Below are 17,774 nucleotides of genomic sequence, written 5' to 3' on the forward strand. Positions count from 1 at the left end.
TGGGCTGATTTCTTGCAATTTCCGTCCATGCGTACACGCCGCCCTGCTGCCGAAGACACCCCCGCCGAGGAGTTGTTTCGTTCGCGCCTGGAGAACCAGATCGATCTGCGCCATCCGCTGGCGCAGTTGAGTCAACGGATGCCGTGGGCCGCGTTGGAGCAGGCGCTTTGCTCGCACTTGCCGGCCACGCCCGCCGGAGGTGGGCGTCCGGCCTTGCCGGTGCGCTTGATGACCGGTTTGCTGTACCTCAAGCACGCCTATGACCTGTCCGACGAAGCGGTGTGCGAGCGCTGGCTGGAGAATCCGTACTGGCAGTTCTTCACCGGTGAGGTGGTGTTCCAGACGCGTCTGCCATGCGATGCCAGTTCGCTGACGCGCTGGCGTCAGCGCCTGGGCGAAGCTGGGATGGAAGAGGTTCTGGCGCACACGATCAATGCGGCGCACGCGATGAGGGCGGTGGATGCACGCGAGCTGTCGCGGGTGATCGTCGATACCACGGTGCAGGAAAAGGCAATCGCCTATCCGACCGATAGCCGTCTGCTGGAGGTGGCACGCAAGAAGCTGGTGCTGCTGGCCAAGCGCCACGGTATTGCGCTTCGGCAAACCTACGCACGGCAAGGCCCTGCCTTGAGCCGCAAGGCGGGCCGCTATGCCCATGCGCGCCAGTTCAAGCGCATGCGAGCTGCGCTGCGGCGCCAACGCACAGTGTTGGGGCGCGTGGTGCGCGATATGCAGCGCAAGCTAGACGCAGTGGAGGACAGCGTGCGCGAGCGCATCGCTGTGTGGCTGGACCGTGCGCAACGCCTGTACACGCAACACCCCAAGGACAAGCACAAGCTGTATGCGTTGCATGCTCCGGAGGTGGAATGCATCGGCAAGGGCAAAGCGCGTCAACCGTACGAGTTTGGCGTAAAGGTCGGCATTGCGGTGACGGCCTGCAAGGGATTGGTCGTGGGTGCGCGGAGTTTCCCTGGCAATCCGTACGACGGCGATACCTTGGCCGAGCAACTGGAGCAGACACGCGGATTGCTGCAAGACGTGGCTGTCGCCCCGACGGTAGCGATCGTGGACCTGGGCTATCGCGGGCGCGAGGTCGATGGGGTACAGGTGCTGCACCGTGGGAAAGCCAAGACGCTGACGCGCCGGCAGTGGCACTGGATCAAGCGACGGCAAGCGGTGGAGCCGGTGATCGGCCATCTGAAAGACGACTGCCGGCTGCGCCGCTGCAGATTAAAGGGCACCCAAGGCGATGCACTGCATGTCCTGGGCTGCGCCGCCGGCTACAACCTGCGCTGGTTGATGCGCTGGATCGCGCTTTTGCGTGCCTGGATCCGTGCAATGTCGCAGTTATCCCTGGGCGCCATGGATCGGTCACAGCTCGCAATTGGCGTCTGAAGAGGATTTTTCAGAGACGACTAAAGCGCCGCACGCATCGGCGCCTCGGTGCGCACCACCACATCCAGCGCATCGTGGCGCCAGGATTCGATGTCCAGCTCCACTGCGCGGCCGTCTTCGGCGAAGCTGATGCGTTGCAGTCGGAAGCACGGCGTGCCGGTGGTGGACTGCAACAACATGGCCTGCGTGGCATCCAGGCCGGCCGGGTGCATCGACAGTTGCGCGCGGCTCAGGAACAGCCCGAGCTTCTGGTTGAAGACGCTCGACAGCGAGCCGGCCAGATCGTGCTCGAGCAGGCTTGGCGCCCAGGCGGCGAGCACCACGTTGGTTTCCAGCAGCACCGCGCGGCGGTCGATCCAGCGCCGGCGCTGCAGCACGAACACATCCTCGTAGGGCGACTCCAGCCGCAGGGTGGCGGCAAATGCGGCGCCTGCGGGTTGCCGGGTCGCGCTCAGCAGCTCGGTACGCGGTTTGCGCCCCTGCGCGGCCACGTACTGCATGAAGCCGGCGATGCTGGTGGGGTCGTAGCGCACGCGCGGTGCACTGACGAACCAGCCGCGGCGGTTTTCGCGGTAGATGCGCCCCTGCGCTTCCAGTTGCTGCAGGGCCTCGCGCAAGGTGATGCGGGTGCAGCCGAAGTGCTCGGCAAGCGCGCGTTCCACCGGCAGGCGCTGGTCCGGGCCCCATTCGCCGGCGGCGATCTGTGCGGAGATGATGTCGGTGATGGCGTGTTGGCGCGACGCACTCATGCGGTACGTTGCCAGGCTGGGAGTTGGAACATCGGCAGGACGACAGATGGGAAGTGGCGCATGCGGCGATGGTAAAGACAAATGCACTGGCAAACTGCCCCCGGCTCAGTGTGGCGCAGACAGATTCCGGTTCTGTTGGGCTTTCCAGCTACGCCATCCGTACACGGCCAGCGCCACGAAGCCGGCGTAGAGCAGGGCGGTGGGATACAGCCCCTTGCTGACGAACACGCCCACATAGATGCAGTCGAGCACGATCCACAGCACCCAGTTGGCGATGCGCTTGCGCGCGGCCCACACGCTGGCGACCAGGCTGAAACTGGCCAGCGCCGCGTCCAGCCAGGGCAGTGCGGCATCGGTGCGATGGTGCATGTAGCCGCCCAGCGCGGCCGCGAAGGCAGAGCCCATGCACAGCGACAGCCACAGCTCCCGCTGCGGCATTGGCACCGGGCAGATGCGTGCCTGTACGCCACTGCTTTGTTGCCACTGCCACCAGCCATAGAGCTGGGTCAGCACGTACACGCCCTGCAGCAGCATGTCCGAGTAGAGCTTCCACTGGTAGAACAGCCACGCGTACAAGGCCACCGCCACGATGCCCACCGGCCAGCACCAGCGGATGCGTCGCGCGGTCAGCCATACGCCCAGCAGGTTGATCACGACAGCGATGGATTCGAGCAACGACATGCACTGCCTGATGGAAAGTGGAGAGCGGGGGAGAGGTGCAGCACAAGCGCAAAGCCGTGTTGCAGTCGTAAGTGGATGCTGCGCGATGCCCCGAGTCTGCGTGCGACGGAAACACGCCAGCGCCTTCGCCGCTGAATAAGCTGCTGCTGTCTTCAGCCGGTGCCTAAAACACACCCGATCACAGGTGACTCGCTTCGGCTCCCTTCCCCCGCGTGCGGGGGAAGGTGCCCGAAGGGCGGATGGGGGGCAGCAGACCTCAAAAATCCACCTGCACCGTCAGGCGTGCGGTACGTGGCGCGCCCGGGAACAGGTACGCATCGCCCTGGTATTCGCCCGAATCGCGCCAGTAGCGCTTGTCGAACAGGTTGTCCACGTTCAACCGCCAGGTGGTCGCCCGGCCGCCGACGGTGGTGGCGTAGCGCGCGCCCAGATTGGCCACGGTATAGGCCGGTACGCTGGCGTTGCCGAGCCGGTCGGCGAACTTGCGCCCGCTGTACTGCACGCCTGCCAGCACCGCCAGGCCGTCGACGCCGGGCACGCTGTAGTCGGCCTGCAGGCTGGCGCGCAGTTTGGGCACGTTGATGGCCTGGTGGCCTTCGTAGTCGGGGATGTCGGTGTCTTCGGCGCGCGCGCGAATGGCCGCGACGCTGGCGAACAGGCGCAGCTGTTCGGTTGCCGCGCCATCGGCGGACAACTCCAGCCCACGGTTGTGCAGGCGGCCTTGCTGCACGAACAACAGGCCACCGTCGGCCTGCGGCTGGGTGAATTGATAGGCCTGGCGGATATCGAACAGCGCCGCGCCCAGGCGCAGGCCCTGCAGCGCGAGCTTGGCGCCGGTTTCCAGCTGGTAGGCATTGGTGGGGGGCAGGATGTCATCGGCGTTGTCGGCAAACCAGGGCGCGGTGCCACCGGCGGCCAGGCTCTTGGCGTAGCTGGCATACAGCGACACGTTCTGTTGCGGCTTGAACAGCAGTGCGGCCTGCGGCAAGACGGCGTCCTTGCGCGTGCGTCGCTCCAGCACGCCGTCGCGGTCGAAGGCGCGCTCGTCCAGACGCACCGCGCGTGCGCCCAGCGACAGCTCCCACTGCGCTCCCAGCCCGATGCGGTCGGCCAGCACCAGCGCGCGCTGGCGGCTATCCAGGCGGCGCTGCTTGGGGTCTAGCGCCACATCGGTCTGCGCAAACACGTCCGGGTCGCGATCGAGGCGGCCGCTGCCGACGAATTCGTTGACCGAGCCAAAGCGGTCGATGGTGCGGCGCAGCCAGTCGCCGCCGATGCTCAGGTGATGCTCCAGCGCGCCGGTGACCACGTGGCCTTCCAGCGTGGCGCGCAGCTGATCGTGCACGCGGGTGTCGTCGGGGCTGCGATAGTCGTAGATGTCGTACTCGCCTTGTGCGCTGAAGACGTTCGGCGTGGCGATGTCGGCGCAACTGGCGGCGCCATAGCAGCCCCAGGCGAACGCGGAGAAATCGTTGATCACCGAACGGCTGCGCGATGCCTCGGCGGTGGCGCGCCAATCCTCGTTGAACTGGTAGGCATAGCGCAGTTGCGCGTTGAGCGAGTCCATTTCCACCGGACGTGCCCACGGCTGGTAGCCGAGCAGGCGGCGCACATCGATGTCGCGTGGCACCTGCGTGCCGCCCAGCAGCTGGTAGCCGGGCACCGAGCGTTGCTGACGATGCTGGTATTCCACGTCCAGCTGCAGCAGCGATTGCGCGGTGATCTTCCAGTCGCCGGCCAGCGACAGGAAATTGCGGTAGCCATCGGCATGATCGACATAGCTGTCGATCTCTTCGCGCGCGGCATTCACGCGCAGTCCCAGCGTGCGCTCGGCACCGAACCAGTCGCCCAGATCGGCGGCGATGTAGCGCGAGCCCTGCTCGTCGGTGCCCAGGGTCACGCTGCGCACGTGCTCTGGCCGCTTGGTGCGGTAGTCGATCAGCCCGGCCGGTTCGTTGACGCCCGATTGCAGCCCGGCCAGGCCTTTGAGGATCTGCACCTGCTGCTTGTTTTCCAGCGCAATCGACTGCTCGCCCACTGCGCTCAGCCCGTTGATGCGGTAGCTGTTGGCGGCATTGAGCGAATAGCCGCGCACCACGAAGTTTTCGTAATAGCCGATCGGCGCATACGCATCGCCGGCCGAGGCATCGGCACGCAGCACCTCGCTGAGCACGCGCGCCTGGCGATCGAGCAGTTGCCCGCGTTCGATCACGGCGATCGAGGCGGGCGCATCGAGCAGGCCGGTGGCGCCGAAACCGCCCAGTGCGGTGGCGGTGTCGCCGTGTTCGCCGCGCACAGTCACCGCGTCCAGTTCCACCGCGTCGGCCTCGGGGCGTTGCTGTGCCAGCGCCGGCGCGGCCAGGCAGAGCGTCAGTGCGAGCGTGAGCGGGCAGCGGGAGAGCAGGGTGGGGCGCAATGCAGGCATGCGAAAGACTCGAGAGAAGAAGAAAGCACTCATGGCGAGCGGCGCGCACGCGCGTGCAGATGCGCGAGCAGGTCCTGGCCATCGGCGCTGGCGAACCAGTCCGCATGGCCGAGCAGGTACCGGTGATAGGCGATATCCACGTTGTCGGGCGAACGCGTGATGCCGGCGAAGTATTCGATCTCGCTCAGCGCAAAATCCGCATGCACGATCGGCAACAGCGCCGCCAGGCAGCGCAGCTGCGCACCCGTCAACGGGCGGTGCAGGGCGTACCCGTCGAGCAAGGCATCGAGCTGGGCGAGCTCGGGCCGCGCGCGCGCGCCGGCATCCAGCTGCAGCCAGGGCACCAGGTTGCGTTCGATGGCGGTGGCCAGATCGAACAGCGCGCTGCTGCAGTCGCTGAGGCCGAAATCGAAGATCGCGCTGACTGCGGCGTGGCCGTCGGCGTCGGTGGTCCACAGCAGGTTGGACGCATGCCAGTCGCCGTGCGTCCACAGCGGCGGCATCGCACCCGGCGCAGACAGCAGCGGCCAGGCCTTGGCATGCCAGGGCAGCAGATGGGTGGCCAGGTCGCGTTGCCAGGCAAAGCGCTGCAGGGCCGCTGCCAGGTGCGGCCGCGTCGGCAGCGTGCGCTGTAGCGCCAGCAGTGGCTCGGCCTGCGCGAACAGCTGCAGGTTGGCGACCAGCACGCTGGTGGAACGTGGCGGCGCATCGAAGCCCTGCGCCGCGCGGTGCAGCTGTGCCAGCGCCACGCCCGCCGCCTGCGCATGGGCGCGGTCGGCGAATGGCGTCCACGACAAGGCGTCGCGGTACAGGTCCTGGCCGGCACCGACGCGTTGCACCTCATAGACCCATTGGTCCTGCGCCAGCGCAGTCTGGCCGCCGGCCGCATGCAACACCTCCGCCACCGGTGCGCCGGCCCAGCGCAGATGCGCCATGAAGCTGTGTTCCTCACGCAAGGCCGCGGCACTGCGCACGCTGCAATGGTGGCGCTTGACGATCACCGGCCCGGCCGCGGTCTGCACGCAGGCCGCGGCGGAAAACGGACGCGCGCTATGCCAGCGCACCACCTCGCCACCACCGATGCCGGCGAACCGCTGCAGCACGCGCTGGATCTCGTCCACGGTCAGGGCAGGCCAGTCCGGCAGCGCCAGCTCCAGGCTCATGCCGTGGACCTGATGGGTGGCACTCATCGGGCACCCCACGGCGCGCACGCGCTCGCGGTGGGAATTGCGAGTGGTATAGACCAGCTGGATGGAGGCGTATGAGCCGGACCGGGACGCAGGCCGGTGAAACGAAGGACGGCGCTGCCGGGCCGTCGTTGCCGCGCTGGCCGCATCAGGCCGCCGCGAGGCAAAAGGTGAAAAGGCAGCGGCAAACCACGCGGTTGCTGGCTGTCATCACTGGAATCGAGTGTGGGGTTGCGCCGCGAACGGCACCGACGCAGGCCGCTAGCCACTGTCGGGCGCGCAGTATGCCCGCTGCCGATGCCGTCCGCCATGTCGGCGTGCTGTTTGCGCAAGCAGCCAGGCGCTGGCTTTGACGCTGCGTGCGGTCGTCAAGCTGACGCGGTGGTGGCTGGAGCGATGCGTTGTCGTGCCATGTCAGGGCTATGCGGATGGCGCGGCGACGCCTCGCCACCGGATAATGCGCCGATGACCCCTGTCCAGATCGCCGCTGTCGTTGTCACCTATCAGAGCAGCAGCACCATCGATGCCTGCCTGTCGCGGCTACGTGCGGCCGAGGGCATCGGCGAAATCCGCGTGGTCGACAACGCCTCCAGCGACGACACCCTGGCCGTGGTGCAGCGGCATGCCCTGGCCGATGCGCGCGTGCATTTCATCGCCAATCCGGACAACCCCGGCTTTGCCACCGCCTGCAACCAGGGCGCGCGCGATTCGCACGCCCCGTGGCTGGTCTTCATCAACCCGGACCTGATGGTCGAGACCGACACGCTGGTGCAGTTGTGCGCCCGTGCCGGCGGACACGCCGCGGTGCTGCTGGGGGTGGAACAGGTGGACGAACAGGGCCGGCCGGATGCGGCCGTGCGACGGCGCGACCCCGACTTTGCGGCGATGCTGCGTGCGCCGCGTGCCGCCGCCCAACTGGCGGTGCCGGCCGACCCGTCCACGGCATTGCAGCGGGTGGATGCCATTTCCGGTGCGTTGATGCTGATGCAGCGCAGCCTGTTCGACCGGCTGGATGGCTGGGATGGCCACTACCGGCTGCATGCCGAGGATCTGGACCTGTGCCGGCGCGCGCGCCAGGCCGGTGCGCTGGTCGCGGTGGCCAATGATCTACAGGTGGTGCATGTGCGTGGCGTGTCCAGCCGCGCGCGGCCGTTCTTCGTGGAATGGCACAAGCATCGCGGCCTGTGGCGGTATTTCTGCAAGTTCGAGGCAGGCCGGCGCGGTCTGCCGACCCGGGTGGGCGTCTGGCTGGCGATCTGGACCCACGCAGCCGTCCAGGTGCCCAGATTGTTGCGTTCGAAATGATGCTCCGCGCGTTAAATTGGTGATAAATCCGTGATGGGGAAGCGTTCGCAACTGTGATACGTTGCGCGACGAAGTGTGACCTAACCCGTGCTTCCTGTCCCTAACGGGTCCCCCACCAGGAATCGTACAAATGTCTTCAAAGAACGACCCGCGCTCGCGGGTACGTCAGTCGTGCCTCGCCTGTCTGCAGTCCAGCTCGGTTGTCTTCACGACCGGCTTGCGTCGTCCATCTCGCCGCCTGCCACTGGCCGTGGTGGCTGCCCTTGCCCTGGGCTGTGCGCTGCCGGGTGCTGCCATGGCCGGTGCCTGGACCCAACCGCAAGGCGACACGCTGGTGATCGTCAAGGCGCTGCATAGCGATGGCCGCGGATGGTTCGACGACAGTCATCACCGCACCACCTTTGGCGATGGGCAGCAATTCGATGGCAACGGGCGCAGTCGCCAGGACCAGCTCAACGTGTATGTCGAGCATGGGCTGACCGAGCGACTCAGCTTCATCGGCAACTTCTATTTCACCAATGTGGGTTTCAGCAACCACGATGCCCTCAGCGGGCGGCAAAAGACCTCCACGACCGGCTTTGCCGATCAGGAAGTCGGCCTGCGGTATGCATTGCCAAGCGGGCAGAACGAGCTTTGGCGCAGTTCGGTGCAGGCGCTGGTCAGCATTCCCGCCTATGGCCGCAGCAAGACGTTCCATCCAGACAATCCCGACGCCAATTCCGAGCCTGCGCTTGGACTGGGCGACTATGGGCTGGAGCTGCGCTACAGCCGCGGCCGTGGCTATACGCTGGGTGGTCGCAATGGCTATGTCGACCTGGGCGGCGCAGTGCGCCTGCGCGGCAGTGCGGCATCGGACGAAGTGCGGGTGGATGCGTCCGCGGGCTTGAGCCTGACCCCGCGCTGGTTGCTACTGGGCGAACTCAACGTGATCCAGGGTCTGGGTAACGGGCGCAATAATTTCGACGTCCCTGGTTCTGCTGGCGGCATCGGCTTCGTCGCCACCGGCACCAACTACGACCTCACCAAGCTGCAGTTGTCCACGCTGTACACCGCGCCGGGCGGCAGCCAGTGGCAGCTGGGGTATCAGCAGCCGGTGATGGGCCGCAATACCGGTGCCGCAGGCGGGCCCTTCGTGGCCGCCTGGTGGCGTTTCTAAGGGGCCGCACATGACGGTCACCTGCGAAACGCAAGCGCTGGGACGGGCGCCGGACATCGGCCGCGAACGCGGGCTGCTGGGTCGTGCGCTGGTCTCGGCAGGCGTCATCACCGACGAGCAGCTGCGGGCGGCGCTGGCGCTGCAGCAGCGCTGGAATTCGCGCCTGGGCGATGTGATCCTGGCCCAGCGCGGCGTGCCGGCGCAGCGCTTCTACGCCATCGTGGCGGCGCACTTCGGGCTGGAATTCATCGACCTGGTACAGCAGCCGCCGGATCCGGCGCTGCTGGTTCCCGGCGATCTGGACCGCTATGCGCAACGCCTGCTGCTGCCGTGGCGGCGCGAGGACGGCGTGCTGGTGCTGGCAGTGGCCGACCCGGACCCGGCGCTGTTCGCCTGGGCGCGCGCGCACTACGGCGAGGAGGTGCGCTTTGTCGGCACCGCCAAGTTCGACATCATCTGGAGCCTGCAGCGCTATGCCGACGAGCAGCTCACCGACAACGCGTTGAACCTGCTCGCGGCGCACGCGCCGACGTACTCGGCACGCCAGGTCATCACGCGTGGGCAGAAGTTCGCGTTGTGGGCGCTGGCGGCGGCGATGCTGGTGACGTTGGTGCTGTTCCCGGTGCCGGCCTTGATCGCCGTCAATGTGTTGGTGGCGCTGGGCTTTCTGGCCACCTTCGGGTTGAAGCTGCTGCTGGTGTGGTTCGGCTCGCGCCATCGCATCGACATCAAGGTCACCGAAGACGAAGTGGCCGCGCTGCGCGACGACGACCTGCCGGTCTATACCGTGCTGGTGCCGATGTACAAGGAGCCGGAGGTGTTGCCGATCCTGGCCAACGCGCTGCGCAAGCTTGATTACCCGATCAGCAAGCTCGACGTGAAGCTGGTACTGGAAGCCGACGACGTCGAGACCATCGAAGCGGCCAAGAAACTCGGCCTGGAAGCGTTCTTCGAAATCATCCGGGTGCCGCCGTCGCAGCCCAAGACCAAGCCCAAGGCCTGCAACTACGCACTGCATTTTGCGCGTGGCCAGCTGCTCACCATCTACGACGCCGAAGACAAGCCCGAGCCGGATCAGCTCAAGCGCGTGGTGGCCGCGTTCCGCAAGGCCGAAAAGGATGTGGCCTGCATCCAGGCGCGGCTAAACTACTACAACGCCGACGAAAACTGGCTGACGCGGATGTTCACGCTGGAGTACACGCTCTGGTTCGACTTCTATCTGCCGGCGCTGGAATACCTGCGCATCCCGATTCCGCTGGGCGGCACCTCCAACCACTTCCGGCTGGATGTACTGCGGCAGGTGCGCGCTTGGGACCCGTACAACGTCACCGAAGACGCCGACCTGGGCGTGCGACTGATCCAGAACGGCTACCGCGTCAATGTGGTCAATTCCACCACCTTCGAAGAAGCCAATGTCAGCATTCCCAACTGGATCCGGCAGCGCTCGCGCTGGCTCAAGGGCTACATGCAGACCTGGCTGGTGCATATGCGCGACCCGGTGCATCTGTATCGCAGTACCGGGTTCAAGGGGTTCTGGGGGTTTCAGTTCTTCATCGGCGGCAATTTCTTCATCGCACTGGGCGTGCCGGTGATGTGGGCGTTGTGCCTGATCAGCATCGTGAGCGGTGCGCGTTTCTTCGATGCGATCTTCCCGCCGTGGCTGGCAGCGGTGTCGCTGGTCAATCTGCTGCTGGCCAATGCGTTCTTCATCTACATCACGCTGGTGGCCGCGTTCAAACGCGACTACTTCAAGCTGGCGCCGTATGCGCTGACGGTGCCGTTGTACTGGGTGCTGCAATCGATCGCCGGCTACAAGGGGCTCTGGCAGCTGATCCACAATCCGTTCTATTGGGAGAAGACCACGCATGGCATCAGCAAGCATTCGGAAAACGAGCGCCGCGCCGCACTCGAAGAGTGAGCCGGTTGCCGCGCGTCGCGACAGCGGCCTGCCGGCGTTCCTGGTGGCGGTGGTGGCGCTGTCGCTGCTGAGCCAGCCATTGCTGGTGCAGTCGCTGGGCAGCGCCGCACCGGTGGTGGCCCCGGGCGTGGGCGTGCCGGCCACGGGTCTGCTGGCGTGGGCGGTGGAGCTGGCGCTGCATCGCTGGGATCTGCCGTTCCAGGTCTGGCCGTTCCTGGCCGTGGCGGCCAATGCCCTGTTCCTGTCGCTGCTGTGGCGAGATCTGGCCGGCGTGTTCGGGCGTGGCTGGGCCAGCGCTCTGACGCTGCTGGTGGGCTGCAACCCGCTGTTCCTGCTGCCGATCGCGGCCGGCGGCAGCCAGGCGGTGGGGCTGCTGGCGTTCTATGGCCTGTGCCGCACGCTGCGCCGCCTGCAGGCACCGGTGGAAGCCTTCACCTATCTGCGCATCGCCGGCTGGCTGTGCATCCTGTTGTGCCTGGACCTGCAGACGCTGGCGCTGTCGACGATGGTGGCGCCATGGCTGTTGCTGGTGATGCCGCCGCAGATGCTGCGCAAGGCGCCGGGGTCGTTCTACCTGGTGTGCTACCTGCCGTTCGTCTTTCTGGTCGGCATGTGGGCCTACGTCAATCTGACCGTGTTCAACGCGCCGTGGCCAACGCTGTCGAGCATTGCGCAGGGCGCGCATCCGCTGCCGTTGCCGCTGGCCGCGCAGGCGGAAGGCTGGTTGCCGGCGGTGCGTTGGGGCGTGGCGGCCCTGGTGTGCTTCCCTGTGCTGGCGCTGGTGGTACGTGCGCGCAGCGCGGCGCTGGCCCGTGGCGTGATTGCCAGCGCCGGAACCGTGATCTGCGCGGCGGCGCTGTCGTTCGCCTTCGGCTGGGCCGGGTTCGATGCGCTGCTGCTGCTGTGGGTGCCGGCCGCGTTGCTGCTGCGCGCGCTGCAGCCGGACCAGCGCAGCCAGGCAGCGGGCTTGCTGCTGCTTGGCCTGCTGGGTGCAGCCTGGGTGCAACCGCAGGGCTGGGGGAGCTGGCTGCGGGCGGTGCCGGCTGACGAACAGGCACTGCTGCAGGGCGAGGCGGTGGTCATGACGGCGCCGGCCTCGCTGCCTTTGGGGCGCGCGGCAGCGCAGCCGGCGAATGCGCCGGTGGTGGAACCGCAGGGCGCAACGCAGACGCCATCGGTGCTCGGTGCATCGACGCTGGCCAGCGTTCCCGACGCAGCCGCAGGCCCGACCACCGGCAGCATGGCGCCGCCGGACACCACACATGCAACCCTGGGCACGACCCAATGCGTGCAGGGCACGGCAGCGTCGACCAGCGAGGCATCGGCTGCATGTTCAAGCGCGTTCTGACCTTCGCCGCGGTGCTGGGCGTGTGTCTGCTGGCCAATGGCTGCAACGCGGCCGCGCCGATGTGGATGGGCGCCAACGTCAAGGTCTCGGCCAACGCGCCCTGGGAAAGCTCTGCCGCCGCGCAGTCGCTGCAATCCCTGGCGGCCACCGGTGCCAGCAAGGCCTTGCTGGTGGCGTTCGTGTGGCAGGCGACACCGCACTCCAGCGACCCGGTGCTCGGCAGCGACAGCAGCCTGGAGGCGATGCGGGCGGCGCTGCGCCAGAGCCATCGCGCCGGCCTGAGTCCGACGCTCAAGGTGCATGTCTGGATCCCCGGTCACTGGGCTGGCGAGCTGGCGCCCGAGGACCAGGCGGCCTGGTTCGCCGCCTATCGGAAGGCGTTGTTGCCGCTGGCACAGCTGGCCGAGGACGAACACGCCGAGGCGCTGGTGATCGGCACCGAGCTGCGCAAGCTGCAGGACGCACCGCAATGGCCGCAGCTGGTGGCGGCGGTGCGCAAGGTCTATCGCGGCAAATTATTGTACGTGGCCGATGGCATGGAGCACGCGGAGCGCTTCCGTTACTGGTCGCTGTTCGATGCGGTGGGCACCAGCCTGTATCCGCGCCTGTCCGAAGCAGCCAAGACGCGCACCCAGGAAATGACTGCCGCCGCGCAACGGCTGCAGCAGCTGGGGCAGCGCGTCGGCAAGCCGGTCTGGGTGGCCGAGCTGGGCCTGCGCTCGGCGCGCGGCAGCCTGGCGGCGCCGTGGGAAAGCCCGGAGCAACGCACTGCAGCGGTGGATACCCGTCTGCAGCTGCAGGTGTTGCAGCAATGGCGCACGGTCTTGCAGGCACACGGCATGGACGGCATCGCGCTGTGGTGCTGGTACACCGATCCGGCCGCCGGCGGCGCGGGCGACAGCGACTTCACCGTGCAGGGCAAGCCGGCGCAGCAGGTGCTGTCACGTTGAAGGGCGACGAACCGAGCCGCCAAGCCGTCGCCAGGCACGCGCGCGCGCTGCCGCTGCGGGCATAATCCGGCGGCATGATCATCCATTCGTTGCTCGACACCGACCTGTACAAATTCACCATGATGCAGGCGGTGCTGCACCAGCACCCGGCTGCCCAGGTCGAGTACCGCTTCAAGTGCCGCACGCCCGGCGTGGACCTGGCGCAGTGCATCGATGAGATCTCGCGCGAGATCGACGCGCTGTGCCGGCTGCGCCTGCGCGAGGACGAGGTGGACTACCTGCGCAGCCTGCGCTTCATCAAGCCGGACTTTGCCGACTTCCTGGCGCTGTTCCACCTGGATCGCAAGTACCTGCAGCTGGCAGCGTCCACCACCCACCCGGGCGAGATCGAGCTGACCATTCGCGGGCCGTGGCTGCACACCATCCTGTTCGAGGTGCCGTTGCTGGCGATCATCAACGAGGTGTGGTTCCGCAATACCTCCGAACCGGATTTCGAAGAAGGCCGCAGCCGCTTGCGCGCCAAGGTGAGCAGCCTGCGCAGCATGCCGGCCGGCTGCAAGATCGCCGATTACGGCACCCGGCGGCGGTATTCGCGGCACTGGCATGGCGAGCTGTTGCCACTGCTGCGCGACGGGCTGGGCGAGCAGTTCGTGGGCACCAGCAACGTGTACTTCGCCAAGCATTACGGGCTGACCCCGCTGGGCACGATGGCGCACGAATACCTGCAGGCCTTCCAGGCGCTGGGGCCGCGGCTGCGCGATTCCCAGGTGGCTGCGCTGGAGTCGTGGGCGCGCGAATACCGCGGCGACCTGGGCATTGCGCTATCGGACATCGTGGGGCTGGATGCGTTCCTGCGCGATTTCGACCTGTATTTCTGCAAGCTGTTCGACGGCATGCGCCACGATTCCGGCGACCCGTTCGAATGGGGCGAGCGGGTGATTGCGCATCTGCAAGCCCATCGCATCGATCCCAGGACCAAGGTGCTGGTCTTCAGCGATGGCCTCAACATCGACAAGGTGATGCAGCTGTACCAGCACTTCCACACCCGCTGCCGGCTGGCGTTCGGGGTCGGCACCAGCCTGACCAACGACCTGGGGCCGACGCCGCTGCAGATCGTGATCAAGATGGTCCGCTGCAACGGCCAGCCGGTGGCCAAGCTGAGCGATTCGCCCGGCAAGAGCATGTGCGAGGACGCCGGCTACCTGCGCTATCTGCGCGACGTGTTCGGCCTGCCGCCGGTGCCGGAAGGCGCCTGACCCGCGGCGGCAGCGACTGACGCAGGCTGGCAGTAACTGTCGAAAAGTATCGGCAGCTGTCAGGGAATCCCCGGAAAAGTGAGATGCATCTCTCAATCGCCAGTGGGCAGACGTTAACATTGGCATCACGCTTGCATCACTTTTGCTGCATGCGTCGTATGCGACGTCCCTCTCTCGCGAAGCCTGTTCAATGCCCGCACTCGATCCACTGTCGCTCTACCGCACCCGCAGCTGCTCCCGCCAGTGGCTGGGCTTTGTGCGGGCGATGGCCGAGGAGTTCGGTGCCGAGTTGCCCGAGCACGACCTGGCCTCCCTGATGGCGCGGATCGGCCGCCGCTTCGCGCGTGAGCACCGGCTTGCGCCCTGCACCACGCTGGACGAGGTGCAGCAGGCCGCCAACACGATCTGGGACGGCTGCGACTGGGGCCGGTGCGCAATGGACGAACATGCCGACCATGTGCAGATCCGCCACGGCGCCGCGCCGCTGGGCGTGGCCCTGGACGGCGCGGCGTGGAGCGACGGGTTCCTGCAGGGTGTGTATGAAGGTTGGTTCCAGCAACTGGGGATGCTGGCAGGCCTGGCGGTGCAGACCGTTCCGGGCGAGACCGTCGATTTGCGCCAGTTCGTACTGGCGCGGACGGCATGAGCATGTGTGATCGGGCAAGGGGACTGTGATGGCACCAAAGAACACCAAGAATGCACCTGGACACGACGATGTCTCGGGCCTGTTCGCGCGTTTGGGGACGCAGGCGAGCGAGGGCTATCACGACTTCGCCTACACCCAGCTGCCGCCACGCAAGCCGGGTGCGGCACCGGCCGATGCGCCTGCATCTTCTGAGGCGTCACTGCCCGTGCCGGACGTGGTGACCGCGGCTGCGCCGACACCGGCACCACGTGCGCCCGCTGTGCAGGCGCCGCGGGCGATGCATCCCGCCGCGCCGGCCGATGAACGTGCCGACGAACCAGCCGAGCTGGCGCCCGCCGATGCGCTGGCGCCGTTGCGCAAGCTGCGCCAGCTCGACGAGTCCGGCCCGCGTGGCCTGCCAACACCCGAGCGGCCGGCGCATACGCCGCTGGAGCGCCTGTTCCAGCGCCTGCTGCAGGCCGACGCACGCGCCTCGGCGCATAGCCCGCTCAAGCGGCTGCGCTCGCGTTGATTCCCGTTACAGAGTGATCCCCGGCAGGCGCCCGCGCGCGCTTGCCGGTTTCCGTTTTGCCGCATGCCGCCACGCCCGAAAGGAGTTGCCCGATGACCGCTGCCAGTGTTCGTTCCGCATCACCGCTGCCAAGGCTGGCGACCTGGGCGCTGTGGTTGCTGGGCGGCCTGCTGCTGGTGTTCGTGGTGGCCGTGCCGATGGACGTGAACCAGCAGCTGGTGTTCTCCGGCGTGCTGTTCGCCGTGGCGCTGGCGGTGCGCAACCGTGGCGGGCGCGTGGTCATCCTGATGATGATGGGCATGTCGCTGGCGGTGTCGTGCCGCTACATCTGGTGGCGCATGACCCAGACCATGGGCGTGGGCAGCGCGGTGGATTTCGTTCTTGGTCTGGGCCTGCTCGGCGCCGAGCTGTATGCGTTCGTGATCCTGGTGCTGGGCTATTTCCAGGTGCTGTGGCCGCTCAACCGCAAGCCGGTGCCGTTGCCCGCCGACCAGAGCCTGTGGCCGAGCGTGGATGTCTTCATTCCCACCTACAACGAGCCGCTGTCGGTGGTGCGCACCACCGTGCTGGCCGCCAGCGTGATCGATTGGCCGGCCGGCAAGATCACCATCCACCTGCTCGATGACGGCCGCCGCGAGGAGTTCCGCGAGTTCTGCGCCGAGGTCGGCATCAATTACGTCACCCGTACCAACAATGCGCATGCCAAGGCCGGCAACATCAACGCGGCCTTGAAGAAGTGCAGCGGCGAATACGTGGCGATCTTCGATTGCGACCACATCCCGACCCGCTCGTTCCTGCAGGTGGCGATGGGCTGGTTCCTGCGCGACACCAAGCTGGCGCTGGTGCAGATGCCGCACTACTTCTTTTCGCCGGATCCGTTCGAGCGCAACCTCGACACCCACGGCAAGGTGCCCAACGAAGGCGAGCTGTTCTACGGCCTGCTGCAGGATGGCAACGACCAGTGGAATGCCACGTTCTTCTGTGGCTCGTGCGCGGTGATCAAGCGCACTGCGCTGGAAGAGGTTGGCGGGGTGGCCGTGGAAACCGTCACCGAAGATGCGCACACCGCGCTCAAGCTGCAGCGCCGCGGTTACCGCACCGCGTACCTGGCGGTGCCGCAGGCCGCAGGGCTGGCGACCGAAAGCCTGTCGGGCCACGTGGCGCAGCGCATCCGCTGGGCGCGCGGCATGGCGCAGATCGCGCGCATCGACAACCCACTGCTCGGCCGCGGGCTCAAGTTGTCGCAGCGGCTGTGCTATCTCAACGCGATGCTGCACTTCTTCTACGGGTTGCCGCGCATCATCTACCTCACCGCGCCGCTGGCCTACCTGTTCTTCGGTGCGCACGTGATCCAGGCCTCGGCGTTGATGATCCTGGCCTATGCGCTGCCGCACATCCTGCAGGCCAATTTGACCAATCTCCGCGTGCAGAGCCGGTTCCGGCATCTGCTGTGGAACGAGGTCTATGAGACCACGCTGGCCTGGTACATCTTCCGCCCGACGCTGGTGGCGCTGATCAACCCCAAGCTGGGCAAGTTCAACGTGACCCCGAAGGGCGGCCTGGTGGCGCGCAGCTATTTCGACGCGCAGATCGCAAAGCCCTATCTGTTCCTGCTGCTGCTCAACGTGGTGGGCGTGGTGGCCGGCGTGCTGCGGCTGATCTATGTGGGCGGCAGCGGCGAGCAGCAGACGATCTGGTTCAACCTGGCCTGGACGCTGTACAACATGGTGCTGTTGGGCGCCACGATCGCCACTGCCAGCGAAACCCGCCAGGTGCGCAGCGCGCACCGCGTGCCGCTGGATATCCCGGTCAACCTGTACCTGCCCGATGGCAACGTGCTGGCCAGCCGTTCGCTGAATTTTTCCACCGGCGGCATGGCGATCAAGCTCGATCAGCCGCAGCCGATCGAGCCTGGCCTGCCGGTCCAGATCGGCCTGAGCCATCGCGGCATCGAACAGACCTTGCCGGCGGTGGTGCGGCAGGATCGCGATGGCCAGGTCAGCATCCAGTTCACACAGATGTCGATGGAACAGGAACGCTGGCTGGTGGCGTCCACTTTCGCGCGCGCCGATATCTGGCTCTCGCAATGGGGCCAGCACGACCGCGATTCGTTCTGGCGCTCGATGGGCCAGGTGCTGGAAGCCAGTGCGCGCGGATTCGGGCGGCTGGGCCGGCATATGGTGGACAGTGCGCGGCAGGGTTTTCGCCCGTCGCGCCCGGTGGATCTGGAGTCGTGAGTGCGATGCG

Annotated in this window: 13 protein-coding genes and 1 pseudogene; 10 read left to right on the top strand and 4 right to left on the bottom strand. The window is 66.9% G+C overall.

Going from position 1 to position 17,774, the window contains the following annotated elements; translation table 11 throughout:
• The first annotated feature begins 27 nt into the window (after positions 1–27).
• Positions 28–1,395 (top strand): IS5 family transposase, encoded by a 1,368-nt coding sequence (locus HG421_RS02065; RefSeq protein ID WP_168968245.1) that lies wholly within the window; start codon positions 28–30, stop codon positions 1,393–1,395.
• Between the two features lie 20 nt (positions 1,396–1,415).
• On the opposite strand, the gene HG421_RS02070 is transcribed toward HG421_RS02065, so the two are convergent.
• The 4 genes from HG421_RS02070 to HG421_RS02085 all read right to left on the bottom strand — a co-directional run bounded on the left by HG421_RS02070 (position 1,416) and on the right by HG421_RS02085 (position 6,440).
• Positions 1,416–2,144 carry a UTRA domain-containing protein gene (locus HG421_RS02070; protein WP_169704779.1) on the bottom strand — a complete coding sequence of 243 codons (729 nt, stop codon included), beginning with the start codon at positions 2,142–2,144 and terminating at the stop codon, positions 1,416–1,418.
• A gap of 105 nt (positions 2,145–2,249) precedes the next feature.
• Entirely contained in the window at positions 2,250–2,825 is a 576-nt protein-coding gene (gene pnuC, locus HG421_RS02075; RefSeq protein ID WP_169704781.1) for a nicotinamide riboside transporter PnuC, read from the bottom strand.
• 256 nt (positions 2,826–3,081) lie between these two features.
• Positions 3,082–5,250: a TonB-dependent receptor gene (locus HG421_RS02080; protein WP_169704783.1), complete on the bottom strand. Its 2,169-nt coding sequence runs from the start codon at positions 5,248–5,250 to the stop codon at positions 3,082–3,084.
• A gap of 29 nt (positions 5,251–5,279) precedes the next feature.
• Positions 5,280–6,440 (bottom strand): phosphotransferase enzyme family protein, encoded by a 1,161-nt coding sequence (locus HG421_RS02085; RefSeq protein WP_169704785.1) that lies wholly within the window; start codon positions 6,438–6,440, stop codon positions 5,280–5,282.
• Positions 6,441–6,902: 462 nt separating this feature from the next.
• Between HG421_RS02085 and HG421_RS02090 the strand changes: the two genes are divergently transcribed.
• From HG421_RS02090 to bcsA, 9 genes and pseudogenes are all read left to right on the top strand, one after another.
• Positions 6,903–7,742, top strand: coding sequence for a glycosyltransferase family 2 protein (locus HG421_RS02090; RefSeq protein ID WP_169704787.1), 840 nt, complete (start codon positions 6,903–6,905; stop codon positions 7,740–7,742).
• 130 nt (positions 7,743–7,872) lie between these two features.
• Positions 7,873–8,898, top strand: coding sequence for a hypothetical protein (locus HG421_RS02095; protein ID WP_169704789.1), 1,026 nt, complete (start codon positions 7,873–7,875; stop codon positions 8,896–8,898).
• 10 nt (positions 8,899–8,908) lie between these two features.
• Complete coding sequence (locus HG421_RS02100) at positions 8,909–10,816, top strand: glycosyltransferase family 2 protein (protein ID WP_169704791.1); 1,908 nt, start codon at positions 8,909–8,911, stop codon at positions 10,814–10,816.
• 49 nt (positions 10,817–10,865) lie between these two features.
• Positions 10,866–11,955: pseudogene (locus tag HG421_RS02105) on the top strand (hypothetical protein); the annotation flags it as partial.
• A 190-nt stretch (positions 11,956–12,145) separates the two neighbouring features.
• The gene (locus HG421_RS02110) at positions 12,146–13,114 is read left to right on the top strand and encodes a glycoside hydrolase family 113 (protein WP_169704795.1); all 969 of its coding nucleotides are present in this window, start codon (positions 12,146–12,148) and stop codon (positions 13,112–13,114) included.
• Positions 13,115–13,188: 74 nt separating this feature from the next.
• Positions 13,189–14,370, top strand: a complete 1,182-nt coding sequence (gene pncB / locus HG421_RS02115; RefSeq protein ID WP_169704797.1) for a nicotinate phosphoribosyltransferase — start codon at positions 13,189–13,191, stop codon at positions 14,368–14,370.
• A 190-nt stretch (positions 14,371–14,560) separates the two neighbouring features.
• Positions 14,561–15,016 (top strand): cellulose biosynthesis protein BcsD, encoded by a 456-nt coding sequence (bcsD, locus tag HG421_RS02120; protein ID WP_169704799.1) that lies wholly within the window; start codon positions 14,561–14,563, stop codon positions 15,014–15,016.
• A 28-nt stretch (positions 15,017–15,044) separates the two neighbouring features.
• Complete coding sequence (locus HG421_RS02125) at positions 15,045–15,527, top strand: hypothetical protein (protein WP_169704801.1); 483 nt, start codon at positions 15,045–15,047, stop codon at positions 15,525–15,527.
• A 92-nt stretch (positions 15,528–15,619) separates the two neighbouring features.
• Entirely contained in the window at positions 15,620–17,764 is a 2,145-nt protein-coding gene (gene bcsA, locus HG421_RS02130) for a UDP-forming cellulose synthase catalytic subunit (protein ID WP_169704802.1), read from the top strand.
• The last annotated feature ends 10 nt before the right edge of the window (positions 17,765–17,774 follow it).

It is taken from the genome of Xanthomonas campestris pv. badrii (assembly GCF_012848175.1).
In the GTDB taxonomy this organism is placed as follows: domain Bacteria; phylum Pseudomonadota; class Gammaproteobacteria; order Xanthomonadales; family Xanthomonadaceae; genus Xanthomonas; species Xanthomonas campestris_C.